Source organism: Mesorhizobium sp. M7D.F.Ca.US.004.03.1.1 (genome assembly GCF_003998635.1).
Taxonomy (GTDB): Bacteria; Pseudomonadota; Alphaproteobacteria; order Rhizobiales; family Rhizobiaceae; genus Mesorhizobium; species Mesorhizobium loti.
The window spans coordinates 1-5,801 of sequence record NZ_RZQG01000347.1 but is presented as its reverse complement, the minus strand read 5'-3'; the positions used below and the strand labels follow the sequence as shown (position 1 = coordinate 5,801).

Sequence of the window (5,801 nt, the reverse complement as noted above, 5' to 3'; positions counted from 1 at the left end):
GGGGTGGAAACGGCAATGGTGGCAGCAGCGGTGGCGGAAACAGTAGCGGCGGCAACAGCGGTAATAGCGGCAACAGCAACGGGAATGGCAACAGCGGCAATTCCGGCAAGTCAGGATCAAACAAGGGCAACAGCGCGAGTCATGTCAATGCCACGACTGGTGACAAGGTCGACGTGACAGGCAACAAGATCACAGTCCGGCATCCCGACGGCTTAACCGAACAGCTTGAGAACGGCCGTTTCAGGATGGAGGATGCGCTCGGGCGCACGATCATCGACCGCCGGGCCACGCCGGCCGATGTCAGCCGCCTGAAGGCCTTGTGAAGCTTGCCAACAGGCAACGGCCGGCTTCACATGTCACCTCCGCCGCCCCCCGGCGGAGGTGACCTCGTTTCTGGGCCGGCACCGCGCGATTTCCGGCACCGCGATGACTGAAGTCCCTGGAGCGGCTCCGGTTTGGTAGAAGCGCTGAACTGTTAGGTATGGCTCCTGTCGCGGTCGCGCGACTCACGCATCATCAAGGCTGCTTCGGTGCGGTTTCGCACATTGAGTTTCGACAGCACGCCGGTCATGTGATGCTTGACGGTCTTCTCCTGAAGCTCCAGCCGCAGGGCGACTTCCTTGTTGCTCAGCCCCTCAGCCACCAGCCGCAGGATTTCCGTCTGCCGCTCGGTGAGTTGCCGCAGCCGGTCCGCTATGGCGTTGGTGGGCTTCTGGGACTGGAGATCCGAAAGCAGTCGGGCCGACAGCGTCGGCGAAAGATAACTCTCGCCAGCCGCCACGTTGCGCAGGATGTCGGCAAGCGCGCGCGATCCGATACCTTTGAGGACGTAGCCGCGCACCCCAGCGTTCAGGGCCATTGTCACATCGGCATTGGCCTCCGAAACGGTCAGCATGACGATCTTCTGGGCGGGATGGCTGGCGAGGATGCCTGCAACCGCGGCCAGACCACCCCCCGGCATGGAGATATCGAGCAGCAATATGTCGGGCCGCACCGTCGAGGCGATGCGTTCGGCATCCTGCGCCGTGGCACCCTCGCCAGCCATCTCGAAACCTCCGATCTCCGACAGGCTGCGCGTCACACCTTCGCGAAAGAGGGGATGATCGTCGACAATGGCGATGCGAATAACATCAGTCATGCTTGCTCCTCAATCGATAGACGGATCACCAATCGCGTGCCTTGCGGCCCGGTCAAGGTTTCGAACTGGCCACCAATGCTTTCGACCCGCTCTCTGAGGCCGGCGAGCCCGAGGCCCTCGACCCGTGCCGGATCGAAGCCTGGCCCGGCGTCCGATACTTCAACACAAAGCCTGCCACCTTTCATCCCGGCACTCACCGCTTGATCCTTGCCTCGCCCGTGGCGGTAGGCATTGTTCAGCCCTTCCTGCACGAAACGATAGATGCTGATCTTCTCGGAGGCGCCGGGCTCTGGCAACTGTCCGGCCAGCGTGAGTGTCACCGACGTTCCCGTCCTCAGCTCGTGTTCGTTGACGGCCAGCCGCAGAATGTCTGGTGCGGCTGCCGTCTCTATCTGCGGCAGGACGAGGCCGGTGCAGATGCCGCGTATTTCGCGCAGCGCATCCTCCAGCGTCTTGCGGATCATCGCGACCTCGGTCGAGCGGCTTTCGCCCGAATGGCCGTCGGCGGAAAATATCGGACTGTCCATGCGCAACGCCGCCAGGGCCACGAGTTGGGCTGGACCGTCATGGAGATCGGCGCCGATACGGCGCAAATATCTTTCGTTGAGCGCGGTGGCGCGGCGGGAGGCCCGCTGCACGCGCATTCTCAGGGCGCTGTTTTGCGTCACCAGACCCTGCAGTTCCGACACCTGGCGGCGCAGCGCCCCGCGCTGATCGTCGATGGTGCGGCTGCCGCGCAGGACGATGCCCGACAAGAGTAGCAATGCCGCCAGGGTCGCGCCGGCCACGATCAGCCAGCTAGACCACAGAGCCGAAGCCAAGGTGGCTTTGAACTCGTCGGCGATCTCGTAGAATTCGGTGACCGCCACCACTTCGCCGGACCAGGGCTCGCGCACCGGATTGTAGATCTCCAGCAAAGGCACGCCGAACGCCTCTTCCTTGCTTTCGGTCTCGTCGAACGTGTCGAGCTGGGCGACGACATTGCCCTGGAAGGCGGAGCGCAGGCCGCTGCTTGGTTCGAAACGGCGGCCTATCAGCGCCGTCTCCTTCGCATAGAGAACCGTGCCGTCGCGGCTCCAGAGCCTGAACGAGACGAGGCGCTTGCCGAGCGCGCCCTGGCCAAGTGTCTCGTCGAGCGCCCGCTTGACCGAGTCGCTGAGCTCCTGGTCCTTGCGCAGGTCTGGCAGCAGCGGCGCAATCACGCTGTCGACATACAGCGCCGTCGTGGCGGCTGAATTGTGGATGACGCCCTCCCGGATCTGCGCCGTCACCCAGGCGCCCACCACCAGCATGACGGCCAGCAGGCCAAAGCCGCCGGCAACGACGAATTGCAGGGCAAGAGAAAGTTCGCTCCAGCGTCGCACCAGGTTTTGCAGAATGCGTATCATGAGCCCCTGACCGCCCTTGAATCGACAGACTGGGCGATATCAGCACATTGACCCTCCCTCTTGCCGTTGCCAAGAGCTACGTTTGATCGACGTCGCTTGACGTCCCGGCACGCTTCGGAAACAAGGTCCTCGACACACGCGGCGGGAGCCGCTTCGAGAGGGGACGGGACGTGAGCTTTTCGGGATTGCTGCAGCTTGGCTTGTCGACTGTCATTTTCCTGCTGGCGGCGACGGCGGCCAAGCAATGGGGCCTGGCGCCGAGCCTGGGCAAGATCCTGCTGACGCTGGCGCTCTATTCGCTGGGCAATCTGATCATGCTGCGGCTGATCCGCGAGTTCGGCATGTCGGTGTCGTTCAGCCTCTCGGCCGTCATCCAGCTGGTCTCGGTGAATGTCGTCGCGCTGATGTTCTTCGGCGAGCGCGTCAACGCGCTGCAGGCGACCGGCATCATGCTGGCGATCGCCGCCGTGGCGCTGATCACGCTTGGGCCCTATCTGCAAGGCCGACTGTAACGGGCGAATTGCCGATGAAGAACGCCGCCAACGCTCTGCTCAACCGGGTCGAATTCCCGGTGCTGCTGGCCGGCCTGGTCATCGCCGCCGGCCTGTGGGGCTTCGAGGAGCTGATAGAGGTGGCGCGCGCCACCACGCCGCACACTTTCGACACTGAAATCCTGCTCGCTTTCCGTCAGCCGGGTCAACCGGGGGTGCCAATCGGCCCGCTTTGGCTGGAGGGCGCGATGCGTGACATCACCAGCCTCGGCAGTTCGGCCGTGCTGGTGCTGATCACGGCGGCGACGATCCTCTATCTGCTGCTGATCCGCCGGCCGGCAACGGCAATTTTCATCTTCGTGGCGGTGGCCGGCGGCCAGGTGCTGTCGAGCCTGCTGAAAGCCGGCATCGACCGGCCCCGCCCCGAACTCGTCTCGCATCTCGTCAACGAAACTTCGCTGTCCTTTCCCAGCGGCCACGCCATGCTGTCGGCGGTGACCTACCTTACGCTCGGCGCGCTGGCAGCGCGCTTCCTGCCGGGGCGAACGACGAAGATCTATGTGCTGTCGCTGGCGGTGCTGACGACGCTGCTGGTCGGCATCAGCCGCATCTATCTTGGTGTGCACTGGCCATCGGATGTGCTGGCCGGCTGGTGCGCCGGCTTCGTCTGGGCGATGCTGTGCTGGCTCATGGCCTGGGCGTGGCAGCGATGGCGCGGGCAGCGCCTGGACGGCGACAGCGAGACTGGAGATTAGATCAGCCGGTTGATCAGCCCGTGCCCGCAACCCGTCAACAGCAAAACCACCGACAGCAAGGCTGCCGATGTCATCCAAGCTCTGGAAATCTTCAACTGCTCACCCCGAGGGAAGGCTGCCTCGATATCTTCCCGGCAATGACCAGCCTAGCATGCCTGTCTTGCTCCCCGCCATCCGGTTTCCCGAGAGGGTACATGTTTCATATATGCATTATGATGGTTGAAACATCATCATGACTGTATTATACGTTGATACCGCAGACTCAGACGGGGGTTTTGGCCGATGATCACTGCCGCGCAGATGCGCGCCGCAAGGGCGCTGGCCGGCATCGATCAAAAGACGCTCGCCGAGCGCGCCGGCGTTTCGCTTCCGACTATCCAGCGCATGGAGGCGAGTGATGGCGTGGTCAGGGGCGTGGTCGACACGCTGATGAAGGTCATCCAGGCCCTTGACGAGGCCGGGGTGGAATTGATCGGCGAGAACCAGACCAGCGAGCGCGGTGGCAGGGGCGTGCGCCTCAAGCAGACCGTGCCGCGCTAAGCCTCTCCCGCAACCCGAGTCGGCACACATAAGTCGCGACGCGACCGCCGACGTTCCTGCCGACGATCCCGCCGCCTTCACGGAGCGGAAGGCACATTCATGGACCAGAGCCATCCGGCAAGCCACCATCCGGCGAGGCCGACATTTTACGAACTGTTCACGCCAAAACTGGTGACGGTCTGGCGCGAAGGTTACCGCCTGCCGCAGTTCAAGGCCGACTTCATGGCCGGCCTGACCGTCGCCATCGTCGCACTGCCGCTGTCGATGGCGATCGCCATCGCGTCGGGGGTGACGCCGGAGCGCGGCCTGTTCACCGCCATCGTCGGCGGCTTCATCGTCTCCGCGCTTGGGGGCAGCCGTTTCCAGATCGGCGGACCCGCTGGCGCCTTCATCGTGTTGGTGGCGGCAACGGTTCAGCGCGAAGGTGTCGACGGTCTTCTGCTGGCAACGATGATGTCGGGCGTCTTCCTGCTCGCGATCGGCTATCTGAGGCTCGGCACCTACATCAAATTCATCCCCTATCCGGTGACGGTCGGCTTCACCGCCGGCATCTCGATCATCATCTTCTCCGGCCAGATCGTCGAATTGTTCGGGTTGAAGCTTGCAGGCACCGAGCCCGGACCGCTTCTGCCGAAGCTGATGGCGATCGGTGAGGCGGCCGGCACGCTCAACATCTCGGCGACACTGGTGGCGGTGCTGACCATCGTCACCATTGTCGCGGTGAAACGCTGGCGGCCGGGCTGGCCGGGCATGCTGATCGCCGTCGGCCTGGCCTCGCTGGTGGTGGCGCTGCTGGCGCTGCCGGCGGAAACGATCGGCACGCGTTACGGCGGCATTCCGCGCAGCCTGCCGTTTCCGGCACTGCCGGCGCTCAGCCTCGACAAGGCGATCGCCGTGCTGCCGGACGCCGTCGCCTTTGCGCTGCTCGGTGCGATCGAATCGCTGCTGTCGGCGGTTGTCGCCGATGGCATGACGGGCCGGCGGCACCGTTCAAATTGCGAACTGGTGGCGCAAGGCTTCGCCAATATCGCCTCGGCTCTGTTCGGCGGCATCTGCACCACCGGCACCATCGCCCGCACCGCCACCAATGTGCGGGCCGGCGCACATGGGCCGATCTCGGGCATGTTGCATTCGCTGTTCCTGCTCGTCTTCATGCTGGTGGCGGCACCGCTGGCCAGCTACATCCCGCTCGCCGCCCTTGCCGGCGTGCTGGCGGTCGTCTGCTGGAACATGTTCGAAAAACAGGCCTTCGCCACCCTGTTGCGCGCTTCGCGCGGCGATGCGCTGGTGCTGATGGCAACCTTCCTGATCGTCGTCTTCCGCGACCTCACCGAAGGGATCGTCGTCGGCTTTGTGCTGGGGTCGATCCTGTTCATCGACCGCATGTCCAAGAGCATTGCCGTCGAGGCCGATCAGCCGCTGGTGCAGGAGGATGTCGCCGACAGCAGCAACGCCTACGATTCCAGCGAGGCGACCGATGCCGACACCG

6 protein-coding genes and 1 pseudogene are annotated in these 5,801 nt (G+C 64.1%); 5 read left to right on the top strand and 2 right to left on the bottom strand.

Annotated elements, in window-relative coordinates; translation table 11 throughout:
• Positions 1 to 323, top strand: a pseudogene (locus EN935_RS19390) (hypothetical protein); the annotation flags it as partial.
• Positions 324 to 475: 152 nt separating this feature from the next.
• On the opposite strand, the gene EN935_RS19385 reads toward EN935_RS19390, so the two are convergent.
• Positions 476 to 1,138, bottom strand: coding sequence for a response regulator transcription factor (locus EN935_RS19385; protein ID WP_109663474.1), 663 nt, complete (start codon positions 1,136 to 1,138; stop codon positions 476 to 478).
• Positions 1,135 to 2,526: a sensor histidine kinase gene (locus tag EN935_RS19380; protein ID WP_109663471.1), complete on the bottom strand. Its 1,392-nt coding sequence runs from the start codon at positions 2,524 to 2,526 to the stop codon at positions 1,135 to 1,137. Before EN935_RS19380 ends, EN935_RS19385 begins: the two co-directional genes overlap by 4 nt.
• A 170-nt stretch (positions 2,527 to 2,696) precedes the next feature.
• Here EN935_RS19380 and EN935_RS19375 point away from each other — a divergent pair, with 170 nt between their 5' ends.
• From EN935_RS19375 to EN935_RS19360, 4 genes are all read left to right on the top strand, one after another.
• Positions 2,697 to 3,038 (top strand): hypothetical protein, encoded by a 342-nt coding sequence (locus tag EN935_RS19375; protein WP_109663468.1) that lies wholly within the window; start codon positions 2,697 to 2,699, stop codon positions 3,036 to 3,038.
• A gap of 14 nt (positions 3,039 to 3,052) precedes the next feature.
• Positions 3,053 to 3,772: a phosphatase PAP2 family protein gene (locus EN935_RS19370; protein ID WP_127373533.1), complete on the top strand. Its 720-nt coding sequence runs from the start codon at positions 3,053 to 3,055 to the stop codon at positions 3,770 to 3,772.
• 282 nt (positions 3,773 to 4,054) lie between these two features.
• Positions 4,055 to 4,312: a helix-turn-helix transcriptional regulator gene (locus EN935_RS19365; RefSeq protein ID WP_109663459.1), complete on the top strand. Its 258-nt coding sequence runs from the start codon at positions 4,055 to 4,057 to the stop codon at positions 4,310 to 4,312.
• Between the two features lie 99 nt (positions 4,313 to 4,411).
• Positions 4,412 to 5,801 (top strand): SulP family inorganic anion transporter (locus tag EN935_RS19360; RefSeq protein ID WP_127373532.1); only part of this gene is annotated, 1,390 nt, incomplete at its 3' end.